Raw genomic sequence first — 14,842 nt, 5'->3', positions numbered from 1 at the left:
GCGATGCCTTGTAATGATGTAGATACCCTAATTCAAGAGCTGAGTTCGTTACAAGATCATTTAAGCACTCTCGACTCTCTTGATGCTATTTTAGTTGTATATGAAAAAATGTTTTCCCTGATACATCAGGGTTTAGATGAGATCTTAGTCAAAGATCAACAATGTTATCTCCTTTCTGTTCAGCCTAATGGAACTCTTCTAAAAGATGCATTAGATGAACCTGTTCTACAAACATTTTCTATGACTACACAACCATGACTTCTTATACTTCCTCTATTTTAAGTCAAATTTCTTCTCCAGAAGATCTTAAGAAGCTTTCTTTTTCTGAGCTTTCTCTTCTTGCTGAGCAAATACGTCATAAAATTATTTCTGTCCTTATTAAAACAGGAGGACATTTAGCTTCTAATTTAGGAATTATTGAATTAACGATAGCTTTACATTATGTCTTTTCTTCTCCAGAAGATAAATTTATCTTTGACGTTGGGCATCAAACATACACGCACAAACTGCTTACAGGGAGAAACATAGAAGAATTCGAGCGCATTCGTCATGATGGAGGATTAAGTGGATTTACCTCGCCTTTAGAAAGTGCTCACGATTTATTCTTTTCTGGTCATGCAGGCAACGCTTTATCTTTAGCTTTAGGCATGGCAAAAGCTACTGAGAAATCTCAAACACACGTTCTTCCTATTCTTGGTGACGCAGCTTTTTCCTGTGGATTAACCTTCGAAGCTTTAAATAATATTCATACGGATCTATCTAAATTTATTGTCATTTTAAATGACAATAACATGTCGATTTCTAAAAACGTGGGTGTAATGTCCAAAAGCTTATCACAATGGATTCACCACCCTAAATTTAGTTTGCTTTCGCGCAAACTAGAAAGATCATTATCCAAGATTCCCCGCTACGGCAAAAGTATCGCTAAGTGCTCGCATAAGATTTCCACGTGTTTAAGGTCTTTAGTTTGTCCGATTCCTATTTTTGAGCAGTTTAACTTAGCGTATATGGGTCCTGTGGACGGTCACGACATAAAAGCATTAGTCTCTTTATTTCAGAAGGTACGTGACTTACCCTTCCCTATTCTTATCCATGTCTGTACAAAAAAAGGAAAAGGTTTAGAGATAGCTCAGGAAAATCCTACAAAATACCATGGAGTCAAGGCGAATTTCAAACTTACAGCGGAAGATAAGTTACTTCCGACGATTCAACCGCAGCTGACTTATCCTGATATTTTTGGGAAAACTGTATGCAAACTTGGAGAAATCTCTCCGAATTTACATGTGGTTACACCGGCGATGTCCTTAGGATCACGGTTAGAAACGTTTAAAGAAACATTTCCAGAGCGTTTTATCGATGTAGGCATTGCTGAAGGTCATGCTGTGACGTTTTCAGCGGGAATTGCGAAAGCGAATACTCCTGTCATTTGTTCGATTTATTCGACATTTTTGCATCGTGCTATGGATAACGTTTTCCATGATGTATGTTTACAAAATCTCCCGGTGATCTTTGGTATAGATCGTGCAGGTTTAGCCTATGGAGATGGTTGTAGCCACCACGGTATTTATGATTTGAGTTTTCTTCGTGCTATGCCCAACATGATTATCTGTCAGCCGAGAAGCTCTATAGTGTTCCAACAACAGCTACAATCTTCTCTACATTGGAAACAGCCTTCAGCAATTCGTTACCCCAATATTACAGCGCTTCAAGGTGACCCTATCGCTACCGATATAACGATGTATCGTGATCCAGGATTAGGAGAAATCCTGAGTCAGGGTGAAGATGTTTTGATTGTAGGTCTGGGGCACATGTGTAGTGCGGCATTATCTATAAAATTGCAGTTACTTAGCCATGGAATTTCTGCCACTGTCGTAGACCCTGTATTCATTAAGCCATTTGATAACAATCTCTTTAGCATCTTATTGATGCACCATTCCAAAGTTATCATTATAGAAGAACATTCTATTCGCGGAGGTTTGGCGTCGGAATTTAACGATTTTCTAGCTACCTATAACTTCAAAGTGGACGTCTTACACTTTGGCATTCCCGATAGTATCTTTTTGCATGGAGATAAAGAGAGTTTATTAAAAAGAGTAGGACTAGATGTAGATAGTATGGTGAAACGTATTCTCACATACTTTAACTTCCGTACAAAGAAGGCTCCATCTAACAAGTTAAGTATTGTCTAGTCCTTTAGCAAAGGATTATGTGTTCTTTTTTCCGTACTTAACCTGTTACAGAAGCTACAAATTTAGTTTCCCTGCAGCAACGACTAAACGGTGATAAGTATAACGTAGGAAGACACTGATCCGCTTGCAAAATGACGGGAGATAACACCGGAAGGCAGGGAATATAATTACGTGTACGCACTTTGCAATAGTATAACCAAGTCTCCATGAAAGATTCCTAGAGTATGTATTCTGAATATTTACTGACCAACAGCATTTAGGGAAATCCTCCCCTCTCTTCTGTTAATCCTGACGAGAAATAATACCATATTAGACTTTCAATTTCTTGTTTTTTCATTAAAAAAAACGCCTTTATAAAAATAAAAAATCTCTTATAAGAGATATAAATTAAAATCTTCTGCGTTTAATTTATATTTTTTCTCTTATATAGAAAAAGTCTGCTTTAACAATAGCCTGAGATGCACTTAGGCGTGCAATGAGAGAAGTTCAAATAGTTTGAGATAGTCATCGAGAGACAGGGTCTCTGGACGAGTTTTATCAGAAAAATTTAGTTGGCTTAAAGCCTCAAAAACACGTTCTTTAGGATAAAGATCTTTAAGAGCATTCGCCAAGAGTTTTCGTCTCTGGCCAAATGCCGCTCTAGTTAAAGAAAAGAATTTCGTACGGAGAGGTTCTTCAAGAGGAAAGCGATCTTTTACAGTCATATGAACAACCGCTGAGGATACCTGCGGTTTTGGTAAAAAGCATCCTGGGCTCACTTTAAAAGCGTAGCGCACATCAACGAAAAATTGTAAAAAGATAGTTAATGATCCGTATTCTTTACCTCCGGGTTGCGCTGTAATACGTCGCGCGACTTCATCTTGGATCATTACCGTAACCGTTTTCCACTGGTTAGGAACTTCTAAAAATAACTTTGTTAATAAAGGTGTGGTAACATGATAGGGCAGGTTAGCAACAACGCGTCCTTTTCCTTGCCATCCCTTATCTTGAAGTTGTGACAAAGGATATTTACAAGCATCTGTGATTTCTAGATGTATGGGAAGTTGCTTTAATGTTTCCTCAAACATAGGATCCTTTTCTAAAGCAACGACATGAGCTCCTTGATTCACGAGTACTTCGGTAAGAGCTCCGAATCCGGGGCCGATTTCTAATACCCAATCCCCTGCCTGTACACAAGAAACAGCAAGGATCTTCCTTAGAATATTCCCATCTATCAAAAAGTTCTGTGAAAGGCCTTTTTTAGGATGGCCATGAACTTCAGCTAAAAAGCGGGTAAGTTGTTCAGGAGAACTGCGTGACAAACGATCTCCTAAAGTAATGAAAATAGAGGTGGGGCTTCTTCAGAAAGCAACTTAGCAATCATCGATGAGTCAAAGCCGTAGCGCGCACGCAATTTCCTTTTATACTGACTTTCTATAGTCTCAGCATAATGCATAAATAATGTTTGCTTAATCTGAGTTTCTATTTCTTCCAAAGGCTGCATAGGCAGTGTTGATTTCTCAAGAAGCACATAGAGCTTATGCCCTGATTTATGAGCTTTCGGTTGACTACAGATAGCCAAGGGATAGTTCACACTAGATAATTCCATTTTATGAGCATCTGACAACTCTTTATCATTACGTATAAACTCTTCGGAACAGACAAATTGTCCCCCCTGAGATAGAGCTAAAGCAGATAAGCGCTCTTTATTCCAACTTTGTGTTTCATTTAACCGTGCGCATATCTTATCGGCAATTTGACTAGATAAGGATTCTGTCGCGGCTTTAATCGTGACTACGCGGTATTTCCATAGTTTAGTTTTTGCCGCTTCTTCAGCCAACTGGTTGTAATGCTCCCGGATTTTCCCTGGAGTCACTTTCAACATGACCTTAGAGCGCACCATCATACCCATCACTCTTTGAGCTATCAATGTACGATGCACGACTTTAAATATATCTTCAGGAGTCATATCGAAATGCACGTAAAAGAAAGATAAATCTCTACCAAACATTGCTTCGATTTCCTGATTGACTGTAGTAGGGTCAACTTGGATTTTTTTCGCTTTAGCGTCGGCAACCATAAGAAATTCGTCAATGACAGATTCTAAAACTACCGGCCACATAGCTGTGTAGTACTGTGAACGTGCTGGGTAGGACTCTAGAAGTTGCGGGTAGGAAGAAGCAAAAAGAAGATTTAATTTCTGGATAACATCTAAAGTCGTGACAACGGTATCGTCATCGATTTTAAATAACACACGATCATGAATAGCTATTCCTGCAGGCTCCTCAAGGATCTTTTCATTATGGTAGGGATACTCGCGCTGGTTAGTAGGAAGGGAGCCTTCATACCCTAGTAAACATCCCGGTAAACACACCAAACCGACCAAAGAGAAAACGCTGAATGTTTTGTTCTTCATGATTTGCTACTCCCTACTGGTTGACATGTCTAGGGACTAACTATAAGAAATTGACCAAATTTTGACCACTTCGAGAAGAAATCTTCTCACAAATAAATGAAAGACAAAGAATTATTTTGAATTCATATAGGTGCGAAACTCTTCAATGTTGGAGAATTTTCTCCCTACCCCCGATTCTAATAAGCAAATCACTGTGGATGTTTGCCCTTCTTTAGGGATCAGACAGTGTTCATATTCAGGAAGAATCTCTTCTAATGATTCACGCTCTTGTTCCCGCATCCAAACAATAGAGATATGGGGCAGGAACAGTCCTGCTAAGCAGGATAAAAGTTTCTCACGATCCTGTTCATTAGCTAAAGAAATAAGGATTTTTTGATGATTACGCGAAAAATATGCTTGTGCGGCCATGAGATTCCCTAAAGAAGAAAACTTATGGGTATGCCATCGGGCTTGGGCAATTTGTAGGATATCTTCCGCATAGGTAAGGTAATGCTTCTTTTCTGTAAGCATATGCAGTTTGATCAAAGCCTGGCAAACAAGAGCATTTCCCGAAATGGCTTCACCATCAGAGAGATTTTCCTGTTTTAACAGTAATGCCGAGTCTCTACCATCTGTGGTGTAAAATCCCCCACTTTCCGAACGAAAGGATACAATGACCTCTTTCATAAGATCTTCAGCTAGTAATAACCACTGAGCTCCACAACCAGTTTCGTAAAGAGCTAGGGCTCCTAGAATTACCCCGGCGTAATCTTCCAATCCTCCGGAGTATTTGGCGTCGCCATCGCGCCACCTACGCAATAACATGGGGCGTTTGCATAAATTTTTACAAATAAACTCGCCACACTTTTGAGCAACACCGATGTAAGAGAAATCACCGAGGATTCTCCCGGTATACGCTAGTGTGTAGACCATCCAACCATTTTGAAAAGCAAGAGATTGGTCATCTTTGAAAGGCCGTGCTTTTTTCTTTCTATGTAGGAGCAATTTTTCTTTAAGCCTATCGATAATCTCATGGAATTCTTCTATTGTGCAACCATACTTATCCGTAATTTCTTCGATATCAATATGCGAAGGAATATGAAGAATGTTTCTCCCATTACAAAACCCTTCTCTAGAAATCCCGTAGTATTCACAAAAGATCTCGGCATTTTCTCCCAGCACTTCGCGGATTTCCTCTCCGGACCAGGTGGCATATCTTCCCTCAGTATCCCCCCAACGTTCTCCATGTTCTGAAGTATAGAAGGCTCCCACCTCAGGATCATAGAGTTCAGAAAGAATATAATGGAGCGTTTGCTTAGCTATAGAACGATACTCAGGTTTTTTCATACAGACCCAAGCATCCAAATAATCTAGTAACAAGAAAGAGTTATCGATCAAACGTTTTTCAAAACAGGGAATTAACCATTTATCATCAATGGTGTAACAATAAAATCCCCCGCCCAAATGATCGAAAATCCCTCCTTGTGCCATCATGTGCAAAGAACGATCGACAAAAAATAAACTTCTATTATCTTGGTACTCTACACCATAACGCAAGAGAAACTGGATCAACAAAGCTGGTGGGGTTTTGGGAAACGCTTTTACTCCTCCATAATGGGGATCGATATCATGATATATGGCCTCGACTGTTTTTCGGAGGATACCCTCTTCTAACATTTCTTTTCTTGCGCATCTTTCTATAAATGAAGCAATCTCAAGAATCTTATGAGCTTGACGAACAAGCACATCTCTTTCCTCAGGATTCTCCCACATCAAATTCAGCCTTTCTATCGTCTGTGAAAACGACGGTAGCCCTAATTTCCCTTCTGCCGCCAAATAATTTGCGGAGAAAAAAGGCAGAAGATCTGGAGTTAAAAATACATTTAATGGCCAAGAAGGAGAACTTTGATGTTCTTCTGATATCGAAAGCATTTGTGCGAGATCAAAATAAAGATTCGCCACATGAGGCAATTCTTCTTTATCTACCTTAATATTAATAAAATTCTCGTTGAGTATTGCGGCAATTTCAGGATTTTCGAAGCTTTCCTGAAGCATAACCTGACACCATCGAGAATGTGCACAACCAATAGAAAGAAAAATGGGCTTATCCTCTTTCACAGCCAGGTCAAAAGCCTCGCTACACCAAGGATACCAATTTACCGGCGTATGAGCATAAAGAAGCAAATACGGTGATTTTTCAGTAATAAGTCTGTTCGTATATAGCGGCTGCGACATGATAAAATAAAAAAACCAAAAATCTATACTCCATTTTAGATCAAAAAACGTACTTTTAATATGATTTTATCATTCAATTTTTATTAAATTACTTATACATAAAGCCATAATTCTAATTAATTTCATTTCAATTTAAGCAAATAATAATAAAGATTCCCATCTTATTGATTTTCAATACAGTCGCTCTTGAGATGACTGTAGGACGTCTCCAACACCATGACAAGAGATCGCAAGGCACACTCGCGTGTTTTTAGCGTTTTAAGAATAGAAGAAAATTATGGTTGGGCTTGATTTCCTAGCGAGGAATACCTACACTAGTGCTCTCAAGGAAGAGTGGCAGAGTGGTCGAATGCATCTGATTCGAAATCAGAAGTTCTCTTAAAGGAACCGGGGGTTCGAATCCCTTCTCTTCCGTTATGTATTTCTTTCTGAAGAATTCAAGTTTAGGGAATCAGCCCATGGTTTTATCCTAAGGGCTTTTCCCTAACTTTTTTAAAATACTATCCTTGCCCCTCTGGACCAATGACATAGGTCAGCAAAGACTGAAAATACCTATCGGAGAGTTGGTTACATAATTGCAACCACTGCAGGTTAGCAATGTCAGATTTATAGCTCTTGACCCGTTTTACCGCAGGATTATAGAGCATCCCTATAAAATACACATTTGCTTGTTTACATGCTGCTTCTGCAGAAATCAGGTTCTCCTTATTCTGATCCAAATAGATCACTTGTTGAGGCAATGTGTCTAAAGTTGAAAATAAAGTAGAAAGAACTTCTTCCATGGTGATGCCGTTAACCAGCCCTCCAGTAAAGAGTATTTGCTCTTCTATAAACATAGCATGTTGAGGTCTACCGAATGTTTTAAGATGTGGCATCCACCCATCACTCCGGGCGGGTAAGCAGGAAGAAAACACTAGACCTAAAGCTTGGGCAGAACGAAGCAAATGATTCGCCATAGGAATAGGAAATTGAGACACTCCCATGACCCAAGCTTCGGATAAAGCTAAACTTTCTATAGCTTTAGGAACTTCAGGATGAATAAGCTCATACTCTACAGCAAAGGACACAGCGATTCTTTCGCAAAAAGCCTTAGCAAGAGGATCATAATCCGACTGTTCTTTTTTTAGATTTTCTAAACGTTCGTTAAACCAAGAGCTGGTTCCCAGCATTTGTTTAGGGAAGACGAGCGTTTCGTCCAGGCCTAATAAAACCAACGAACCTTTTCTCGCGTATTTATTCACAGCGTGTATATCAGATACTTTGATAATACTTGCTTCTAAAGAAAATACTGAAAAGAAAACTGAGATAAAAAATATTACCTTCATAGCAATGCTCTCAAAGACAAAAAATTGTTTTATTGTACGGAGCATCCCTTTAGGAATAAATAGTTTTTTATATAAAGCAATCTAAGGATTCAATATGTTCGAAAACTAAAAAAGGGCCCTAAGCACCCTCTCAGGGGGACAGAGAGGATACTATAAGGCTTGTTTCAAGTAAATAATGTTAACTCTTTTGATTAAGAGAATCTAGCGATAATTGCGCTGTAGCATCGGAGATCACCGCCAACGCATGTTCTTCTTGAATCTCAACCGCTGCCGAATAAGGGTAAACATAGGAAAATATGCTTTCTGCAGCAGGATAATATACTAAGCCAAAAAATTTGATCCCCAAATCTATACATTCTCGTCCTAAAGTTTTGATTTCTTCAGGATCATCAGTTAAAAATACTATGTTCTTTGGCATTTTATTTTCATAGATAAACAACAGCTTCATCGCTTCTGAAAACCCTAAAGTACTACAAAATAAAACACCCTCTTGTACTAATGCAGACGTACTGCACCTCTGTGTAGTTTCCAAAAAAAAGTCTTCTGTAGAAAATGCTCGCGAATGCAATTCTATACCGCATTCTTTTAAGCTCTTTAATGTGGAAGAAACGGATTCGATACCTAATGAAGACATCGCCAATAAAGAACATGAACATTCAGCAAGTATCTGAGCAAACCGCTCTGCCACATTTAACTCTAAACATTCTTTACTTATTAATGTATCTATGAGCACCTGTTCTTCAGCCACCCGTTTTTTTGCCTTAAAAAAATCTCCAAAACGCTTAGAAAGCTTTGACAACCTGTTTTGATACCAGCCCGGAGAACCTAGATATTTATGCTGAATTACACTATCTACGTTAATACAAAATAAAGTATCCTCTTTGTTTTTTTTTAAATGTGTAAAAACCTCGTCAAAAGAATAAACCATTGTCATCGGCACATGTTTTTTCTTTGCTGCCTCAGCTGTAGTCAATGTACCTAAGATAGCTACTATAAGTATGGACACCTTAGGAAGATATTTCAGCAGACTTGTCACGTTTGTCACATCTTGGTTATATAAGTGAAAAAGTCATAAGAATTTTTTGAAATAAAATCAACAAGAAAGATTTTATCCGCCGAAAAAAATTCGTCCCACACTCCTATTTCAACGCTATTTCCTTGTTCATGATAACCACGGAATTCCTTCGGAAAATTCCGTATTTCCCTTGTTCACTCGTGCCTGTCCATACGGTACTTATAAAAAAAATTCAGAACAGCGTCCTATAGAGATCAGCCTCATAGTCTTTGTTTCTGTATCTGCAGAAGGTGTGAAGAACATACATCCTCAGGATGAGGATAGTGCAGCACAAAGAATCTGGGTGCCAAACACCGCCAATGTCAGTGCATGACTTTCTGCGAGAACAACATGGTAGACAGAAAATGGGGATGGACAATCTTAGAAAGCAGCTGTGCATCATACAGAAAGCCTACTTATATTCAAAAATTTTTTTATAGACTTAAAATATTTTTTTGAAGAACATCTGCCCCCTAAATGCTTTTTAGCACATAAAATGAGGATAATTCACACATTTGTTGTTTCTCCAAGATTAACAATGTCATCTATCTATTTTACATAAGAGTCACAACTCTTATCCACCCTCTCCACAAGATGTCAAAAGTGCATAAATCCATTTAGCAAAAGAATAAGAACCATCAACAGTATAACGGTTCTTAGTAAATCACATTGTTATTTATGGAGTAAATTATATGCTGCCCTGGAATTAGCATGAGCTGCCGCTCAAGTCAAGATGCCTATGAAGAATAAACTATGTCTTTAAATGGGATTACAAAACAACCTGGATCCACTTCAGAATTTAGTTTAAAATTGGGTGATCCGTCATTACTAGATACCATTCGTGCTGCTGGAGACCTTGTCTTTGATGCTTTAAATTCTGCAAGAATACAACGCACCAGCCAATTCTGCCAAGATTCTTGCAGGCCTTGGTGTGCAGACAATTGCTGGAGTCCTTTCCTCTGTTTCTTCGATTGTCTTTGTACCTGCATGATTACTCCTGAAGAACAGCTAGGATCTGAAGCAAAATACGATGATTTAACTGATTTTATCCAACAACAAAGAGATGAGTTTGGCCCGATTTGCGTGGGTCTCGCAATGAAAAACGGTCCTTGGGATATTTCTAAACTACTCTCAGAAGGGTTGACTTTATCTGCAGAGCAGAAAACTCTATTTTCAGAAAAATGTGAAGAAGCAAAAAATCAGTTAGGTAGATGCTTAAAAGGAGGCTCTCAACAAGAACTCTTCAAAGTTGCTAATGCTGCCATCAACTTCCTTTAAAAGGTTCTACAGAGCTAGAAAATGTGAAAAACTCTTTAGAAGAGTCTATCAACATCTCAACTCCTCCTTCTCTTCCCATATGTTTAATTCTTTATCCTTCTGAAAACCATGACACAGCTGCGAATGAACAAAGATCTGGGTACTCTCTGAATATCCAAAGGTTACAGCACCAACTTAGCCAACTAGAAGTTTTAGATGTGAATTCTCAAACGACCGGTTTCTTAGGATTTCAAGCTCGGGCTGCTGTAAATTATTTTGTTACTCACTTTAAATAAGTATGTAAATGAGGAGAAAAATATCTTTGATCACCCAGGATTTGGATTGAGCATCGAAGAATCAAAATACCGTACTTTACTTATTCTTTCCTTACTAGCTTTAGGTTTTGTTCCTTTATTCCTTTAGGTGCAGAACAAGAGGTCCCTACGTCTTTAGAACAACTAGAAAATACAAGTAAAGAACTTCGTACAAAAGAGAAACATACGCCCGTATCTTCTGTAGATTCACGATCTTTCGGAACGGAAGTCAAAGTCAACGCAGGAACACTCCATCCTCTGCCTAAATACGGACAAAGAGTTGTTCTTAACGGTCGTTTGACTGAAAATGCTGGAACATCGTGTGCTGACGGGGTCACACCTGGAGACACAAGTGATGCTCAGCTTTGGGATTTCACAAATCCTAAATCTCAAGAAGCTCTTCTCAAAACGGCTAAAAACATCACAGCTATGACTTCAAGTCTATTTTTAAGATAATCATCAACACACGATTAGGGGCGGCTTCCTCCGCCTCTACTATCCCAACAAGTCCTTCAACTTATACAGCGATCTCACAATCTTGACTACGTAAAAACATGAAAACTTTTACATGATTCCGCACCAACCACAACTTCTACCGACTCTTACCTTATCCCCCCTATATTCAGACACCTAAAAAAAAAGAAACTCTTGGCAAAAAACAGCACTTTTTGAAAACATGGAAGGCTGTTTTAATCACAAGAGATAAGATGTAAGCATCTTAGCCCCTCTTTTATCATCAGGAGATATCGTATGTGCTGCCCACCTGCTGGATGCGGTTGCAAGTTGACTGTGCAAGAAGACAGCTGTGGCCTTCAACAAGAAAGCGCCCCACTACAACAACTACCGGTTACCCAACAACCTGGAAGGCAGGTTTCCTTGGAGGTTCAAGTTGGAGACCCATCCCTAGTGGAAACCATACAAAAAGCAGGAGCCATAGCAGCCTCTGTGTTAAATGCACCTCAAACACAACGCGGTGCGAGTTATTGCCATAAACATTGTAGCCCTTGGTGTGATAGCCATTGCCCGAATTGGCTTTCCCATTGCTTTCAATGCCTATGTACCTGCATCATCAATCCCCCCGAGGAACCGTCAGGAGTTAATCCTGATCTTCTGGACTTCTTAGGTAGTATGAAACAGAAGCATGGCCCGATTGTTTTAGGGCTGGGAATGGAGAAAAGCGGTATTGATTGGTCTTCTCTTCTTTCTGAAGGGCTCACCCTAACTGATGGGCAAAAAGACGATTTCGATCGTTTGTGCGTTGAAGCAAAAAAATTTTTAAAGAAACTCTTGGCAGGTGGAATACAACAAGAACTCTTTGATCTGGCTAATGATCCCAACAAAGTTCCTGAAGTAAACGACGTCGATACCTTGATGGCAAAACGTGGTTATGGTGATTTCCGCCATCAAAAATACGATATACCTCCACAATGTTGGGTTATCTATAACAAGAGGGAAGCTCAGGGAGAGCCTTCAGGATCACTACAAAGTGAAATACATTATGCTAAACAGCTCGATTATCTCAAACTGCGCTCTCAGCTCTACCATCTTACCGTGGTGGATCTAAATAATAGAGACGTGTTCCCTCTAGGAGGAAAAGAGGGGAAAAACGCCTTACGGATATTGCAAAATACGATAGCTTGTTTAGTTGGACACGCCCCATGCTTCACTTTTGGAATTCCAGGTTATAGCCTGAGTTTAGCACCCGAGGCCTTGTTAAAGCTGATTATTCTTGCACTTCTCGCATTAGGTTATGCCCCTACAAATAATAGAGGGGAAATTCCCGCAACATTTGATCAATTAAAACAGGTATCCGATTTCTTCAAAACGCAATGGGATACGCACGGACTACCATTTATCCCAGAAGATGATACTGATCCTTATGACGATGGTCTAGAAATAGATAGTGGAAGAGTGATTTCCGGACGCAATTCTCAACCAAAGCGTCCGGCACCAGATCCCTTCAACATACAATGTGGTAGGGGCGGTCAACAGCCTATCCCAAGAAATTATACTGATCCTTATGACAATGATGTAGAGACAGATGGTGGAAGAGCGGGAGCGGGGTCCAGAGGCCATACAAATGTAGCAAGTCTGAGGGATAAAGATGAGGACGAGGATGAGAACGGATGGTGTTCAAACCATCATCAGGAGCAATTACTCGGATTATGTAATAAAGTCTCCAGCTCCATAGCGTTTCTAGGGTAGCAATTTGAAGATAGGTAGAAATCCAGAGGGGCGAATTGTCCCCTTGTACTTGAGCAGAGGTTATCTACCTATTAGAAAAGAGAAAGTAGGGATCCTAACCACCAAATCGCCATACCACTGAAGACGATAAGTCCAGCCCACCAAAGATTAGACAAACTACGAATGGCTTTTTCTGGGGAATTTCTCCCTCCCATAGATTCTAAATCTAGCAGCATCTCCATATTATGCTCTGAAAATTCTTTGAAGATTTTCATAACATAAGGATGGTCTTGGAGAATGCGCTCGCCATCTAGCCCTAAATAGGCGGCATATTTCTTGATAAATCCCTGAGCGTAAATGGGAGAGATGAGCTTGCCTAAATAGCCGTTTTCTATAGCTTCTAAACAAGAGTAGCGTATGGATGTCGCTGCTTCTACATCTTTTAAAGATAAGGACTGTTCTTCGCGTTTTGTGCGAAACACCTCTCCTAAATGTAAGAGCTCTTTATGAATTTGTTCTGCCATGGAGATTCCTCTGCGGGTACCTAAATGCTAAACTCTAGATCTTTCTAGAGTCTTCTCGCCTTATTTTCTGTACAATAAGACTCTTTCCTCTGTTTCAAGATCCTGCTCACTTGCGGGAATATACAGGATTCACGTTTAATTTGTACTTCAAAAACTGCATTATACACTATATATCCTTATGCTATGTATAGCATAACAATAAATATACCTAGTAAAAACATACATAGGGATAGAGATTGCCCATCCTAAGTATGCCAAAAGAATTCGACGCTTATGTCCACACCGTTTGTTACTACACTCTCTCCTTCTCTCCACGGCTTACTGAAAGATCGCCTTGAGGAAAAGGGTTTTATTTTCACACAACCCCAGCACACGATTTTCCAAGCACGTTCTCCTTCGGTAAGCTGTACTCTCTACAATTCAGGGAAACTCGTTGTTCGGGGGAAAGGTACACAAGAGTTCATTGATTTTTTCTTAGAACCGGAAATTTTATTAACATTTACCCACAACCTTATGGAGAAGGATCTGCGTCCTCGCCTAGGTGTAGATGAATCCGGGAAAGGAGATTTTTTTGGTCCTCTATGTATTGCGGGAGTCTATGCTCGCGATGCGGAGACTTTGAAAAATCTGTATAAAACAAAAATCCAAGATTCAAAAATGCTCAATGACAACCAAATCCTAGCATTAGCAAAAACCATTCGAGCATGTTCTACATATGATGTGATGATTCTTTATCCTGAGAAATACAACGAACTCTATGCAAAGTTCCATAATCTGAATCTTCTTCTAGCCTGGGCTCATGCGACGATTATCGATCAACTTGCTCCGCGTCCCTCTGGAGAAGTCTTTGCTATCTCAGACCAATTTGCCTCATCAGAAAGTGTTTTACTTCAAGCACTAAGAAAAAAAAGCACGGATATCTCGGTAATTCAAAAAGTCCGTGCTGAGCAAGATATCGTTGTGGCTGCAGCTTCTATATTAGCAAGAGAAGCCTTCATTCATACTATAACCAAACTCGAACAACGTTTTTCTATAAAGTTACCTAAAGGAGCCTCGGCTCATGTGAAATCTGCAGGGAAAACTATATTAAACACCCAGGGAAAAGAGATTTTATCGCTTGTTTGTAAGACGCATTTCAAAACATTCTATGAAATTTGTGACTCTACAGATATATGACAAGGCGTTATGGAAAACCAAGCACAAACTTTAGAAATAAAGATCAGCGGATCCCATGCTCTTGTGAAAATGAGTGGTAATCTATCCTATGAAAGTATAGTCTAACTTTCATTAAGATAGGTCAAAATGGCTAACGTCCGTCTTCAAAAAAGACAACCTCTCCTTCTTAAAAAACATTACTGAGAGGATAGTTTCTTGTAGGAGTTGTAA

The 14,842-nt window shown here is 39.4% G+C and carries 12 protein-coding genes, 1 tRNA gene and 1 pseudogene; 7 read left to right on the top strand and 7 right to left on the bottom strand.

The features are described from left to right. Positions 1–3 precede the first annotated feature (3 nt). Together FI836_RS04290 and FI836_RS04285 are read left to right on the top strand one after the other, a co-directional pair. Positions 4–258, top strand: coding sequence for a hypothetical protein (locus tag FI836_RS04290; protein WP_006342987.1), 255 nt, complete (start codon positions 4–6; stop codon positions 256–258). Next, entirely contained in the window at positions 255–2,189 is a 1,935-nt protein-coding gene (locus FI836_RS04285; RefSeq protein WP_014943763.1) for a 1-deoxy-D-xylulose-5-phosphate synthase, read from the top strand. The genes FI836_RS04290 and FI836_RS04285 overlap by 4 nt, the downstream gene beginning before the upstream one ends. A gap of 37 nt (positions 2,190–2,226) precedes the next feature. Here the strand turns inward: FI836_RS04285 and FI836_RS05240 are convergent, their stop codons facing one another. From FI836_RS05240 to FI836_RS04270, 4 genes are all read right to left on the bottom strand, one after another. Beyond that, positions 2,227–2,397 (bottom strand): hypothetical protein, encoded by a 171-nt coding sequence (locus FI836_RS05240; protein WP_014946532.1) that lies wholly within the window; start codon positions 2,395–2,397, stop codon positions 2,227–2,229. Positions 2,398–2,653: 256 nt separating this feature from the next. Beyond that, a complete protein-coding gene (gene rsmA, locus FI836_RS04280; RefSeq protein ID WP_014943762.1) occupies positions 2,654–3,490 on the bottom strand; it encodes a 16S rRNA (adenine(1518)-N(6)/adenine(1519)-N(6))-dimethyltransferase RsmA in 837 nt (278 codons plus the stop codon). A gap of 8 nt (positions 3,491–3,498) precedes the next feature. After that, entirely contained in the window at positions 3,499–4,584 is a 1,086-nt protein-coding gene (locus FI836_RS04275; protein ID WP_014943761.1) for a hypothetical protein, read from the bottom strand. Positions 4,585–4,695: 111 nt separating this feature from the next. Next, complete coding sequence (locus FI836_RS04270; protein ID WP_041460087.1) at positions 4,696–6,798, bottom strand: thioredoxin domain-containing protein; 2,103 nt, start codon at positions 6,796–6,798, stop codon at positions 4,696–4,698. 327 nt (positions 6,799–7,125) lie between these two features. On the opposite strand from FI836_RS04270, the gene FI836_RS04265 reads away from it, so the two are divergent. Next, positions 7,126–7,212 (top strand) — tRNA-Ser (locus FI836_RS04265). 86 nt (positions 7,213–7,298) lie between these two features. On the opposite strand, the gene FI836_RS04260 is transcribed toward FI836_RS04265, so the two are convergent. Further along, a complete protein-coding gene (locus FI836_RS04260) occupies positions 7,299–8,123 on the bottom strand; it encodes a DUF2608 domain-containing protein (RefSeq protein WP_181146659.1) in 825 nt (274 codons plus the stop codon). A gap of 178 nt (positions 8,124–8,301) precedes the next feature. Next, positions 8,302–9,159, bottom strand: coding sequence for a DUF2608 domain-containing protein (locus FI836_RS04255; RefSeq protein ID WP_014943758.1), 858 nt, complete (start codon positions 9,157–9,159; stop codon positions 8,302–8,304). A gap of 169 nt (positions 9,160–9,328) precedes the next feature. Here FI836_RS04255 and FI836_RS04250 point away from each other — a divergent pair, with 169 nt between their 5' ends. The 3 genes and pseudogenes from FI836_RS04250 to FI836_RS04240 all read left to right on the top strand — a co-directional run bounded on the left by FI836_RS04250 (position 9,329) and on the right by FI836_RS04240 (position 12,953). Next, positions 9,329–9,511, top strand: a complete 183-nt coding sequence (locus FI836_RS04250) for a hypothetical protein (protein WP_234885806.1) — start codon at positions 9,329–9,331, stop codon at positions 9,509–9,511. A 356-nt stretch (positions 9,512–9,867) separates the two neighbouring features. Then, positions 9,868–11,204 (top strand): annotated as a pseudogene (locus FI836_RS04245) (hypothetical protein). Positions 11,205–11,498: 294 nt separating this feature from the next. Further along, the gene (locus FI836_RS04240; RefSeq protein WP_014943753.1) at positions 11,499–12,953 is read left to right on the top strand and encodes a hypothetical protein; all 1,455 of its coding nucleotides are present in this window, start codon (positions 11,499–11,501) and stop codon (positions 12,951–12,953) included. Positions 12,954–13,024: 71 nt separating this feature from the next. On the opposite strand, the gene FI836_RS04235 is transcribed toward FI836_RS04240, so the two are convergent. Further along, the gene (locus FI836_RS04235) at positions 13,025–13,456 is read right to left on the bottom strand and encodes a helix-turn-helix domain-containing protein (protein WP_006343944.1); all 432 of its coding nucleotides are present in this window, start codon (positions 13,454–13,456) and stop codon (positions 13,025–13,027) included. Positions 13,457–13,729: 273 nt separating this feature from the next. Here FI836_RS04235 and rnhC point away from each other — a divergent pair, with 273 nt between their 5' ends. Then, on the top strand, positions 13,730–14,632 hold the full coding sequence (rnhC, locus tag FI836_RS04230; RefSeq protein WP_014943752.1) for a ribonuclease HIII: 903 nt from the start codon (positions 13,730–13,732) through the stop codon (positions 14,630–14,632). The last annotated feature ends 210 nt before the right edge of the window (positions 14,633–14,842 follow it).

This window comes from Chlamydophila parapsittaci (assembly GCF_006385615.1).
In the GTDB taxonomy this organism is placed as follows: domain Bacteria; phylum Chlamydiota; class Chlamydiia; order Chlamydiales; family Chlamydiaceae; genus Chlamydia; species Chlamydia psittaci.
Note: the sequence above shows the minus strand (reverse complement) of the source record. Positions and strands in the feature narration are given on the sequence as shown.

Coding starts and splice junctions, on each gene's coding strand:
- rnhC (WP_014943752.1), top strand. CDS start 13,730: ATGTCCACACCGTTTGTTACTACACTCTCTCCTTCTCTCCACGGCTTA.
- FI836_RS04275 (WP_014943761.1), bottom strand. CDS start 4,584: ATGAAGAACAAAACATTCAGCGTTTTCTCTTTGGTCGGTTTGGTGTGT.
- FI836_RS04260 (WP_181146659.1), bottom strand. CDS start 8,123: ATGAAGGTAATATTTTTTATCTCAGTTTTCTTTTCAGTATTTTCTTTA.
- FI836_RS04235 (WP_006343944.1), bottom strand. CDS start 13,456: ATGGCAGAACAAATTCATAAAGAGCTCTTACATTTAGGAGAGGTGTTT.
- FI836_RS04270 (WP_041460087.1), bottom strand. CDS start 6,798: ATGTCGCAGCCGCTATATACGAACAGACTTATTACTGAAAAATCACCG.
- FI836_RS04240 (WP_014943753.1), top strand. CDS start 11,499: ATGTGCTGCCCACCTGCTGGATGCGGTTGCAAGTTGACTGTGCAAGAA.
- FI836_RS04290 (WP_006342987.1), top strand. CDS start 4: ATGCCTTGTAATGATGTAGATACCCTAATTCAAGAGCTGAGTTCGTTA.
- FI836_RS04285 (WP_014943763.1), top strand. CDS start 255: ATGACTTCTTATACTTCCTCTATTTTAAGTCAAATTTCTTCTCCAGAA.
- FI836_RS05240 (WP_014946532.1), bottom strand. CDS start 2,397: ATGGAGACTTGGTTATACTATTGCAAAGTGCGTACACGTAATTATATT.